2 protein-coding genes are annotated in these 1,427 nt (G+C 30.5%); both read left to right on the forward strand.

What is annotated here, in order from left to right; translation table 11 throughout:
- Positions 1–522 (forward strand): helix-turn-helix domain-containing protein (locus EIH20_RS08495; protein WP_164470922.1); only part of this gene is annotated, 522 nt, incomplete at its 5' end.
- The gene (locus EIH20_RS08500; RefSeq protein WP_164470923.1) at positions 522–1,397 is read left to right on the forward strand and encodes an IS3 family transposase; all 876 of its coding nucleotides are present in this window, start codon (positions 522–524) and stop codon (positions 1,395–1,397) included. The genes EIH20_RS08495 and EIH20_RS08500, both read left to right, overlap by 1 nt.
- Positions 1,398–1,427: the final 30 nt, after the last annotated feature.

The raw sequence follows: 1,427 nt of genomic DNA on the forward strand, positions 1-1,427 counted from the left end.
AAAAAACATGAATTAGCCTTTAAATTAAAACTTATCAATGAATACAGGGAAGAAAAACTCGGGTATAAATTAATATGCAAAAAGTATAATGTTAATACAAGTTTATTAAAAACATGGATTTACCAATTTGATACTTTCGGTATAGAAGGCCTTATATCCGGTATGACAAGAAAAAAATATTCAAAAGATGAAAAATTAAGAATCATCCAGTATAGAATGACTCATCACCTGTCATATAAAGAAACAGCTAGAATTTTTGAGATATCTAATCCTTCTTTAATAGCTCAGTGGCAGATGAAATACAATCAATATGGTACCCTAGGTTTAGAATCAAAACAGAAGGGTTGTGCGTCTTATACTATGAAAAATAATAATCATAAAAATGTTGATAACACAAGCTTGAATGAAAGTGAAAGACAAGAATTAATACGTTTACGTGAAGAAAATAGACGGCTAGAAATCGCCATTGCTCTCGAAAAAAAGTTACAATCCTTAGCTCGAAAAAATCAAACAAAGAAATAGTGGCTGCGATTATTGAGTTAAGGAATGAATCTAACTATAAGTTAAAAGAAGTATTATCAGTGGCTAAGATAGCGAAAAGTGTCTATCATTATTGGAAAATACGTTTTTGTGTCACTAAGCAAAAGGATAGTTACTTAATAACATTAATTAAAGAAATTATTGAAAAACATAAACATAGAATAGGTTATCGTAAAGTTACTGACGAACTACGAGATCTAGGTTTTGTCGTTAACCATAAAAGAGTCCTTAGAATAATGAGAGAAAATAATCTACTGTGCACAAAGTTTAAGCATAGGAATAGAACATATAAATCGTATAAAGGAAATGTTGGAAAAACGGCTAAGAATAAATTAAATCGTCGATTCGTAACTGACCGTCCATATCAAAAATTACTGACGGATGTCACACAATTCACTATTAATAATGGTCATAAACTTTATTTATCCACCATTTTCGATGTATGTACCAAAGAAATCATTTCTTATTCGATCAGTAAACGCCCAACATTGGAATTCGTAATGGAATCACTGTCAAAAGCAATCCATGTTATCCCTAATCTTCCGTATAGGACGACTATCCATTCTGATCAAGGTTGGCAATATCAGCATAGAACATGGGTGCAAGCTTTGAAAAAGAATAGAATCATTCAAAGCATGTCTAGAAAAGGCAATTGTCTAGATAATTCACCTATGGAGAATTTCTTTGGTATTTTAAAACAAGAAATGTTTTATGGAGAATCATTTAGTTCTTATGATGAATTAGAAAGGGAAATTAATGACTATATAGAATATTATAATTTAGTTAGGAAGAAGAGAAAATTAAAAAGCAAGACTCCTGTAGAATACAGAAATCTTGCTTTAATGACAGTGGCTTAATAAAAAGTTCAACTTTTTGGGTCCACTACA

Origin of the sequence: Vaginisenegalia massiliensis (genome assembly GCF_900604935.1) — a bacterium.
Taxonomy (GTDB): Bacteria; Bacillota; Bacilli; order Lactobacillales; family Aerococcaceae; genus Vaginisenegalia; species Vaginisenegalia massiliensis.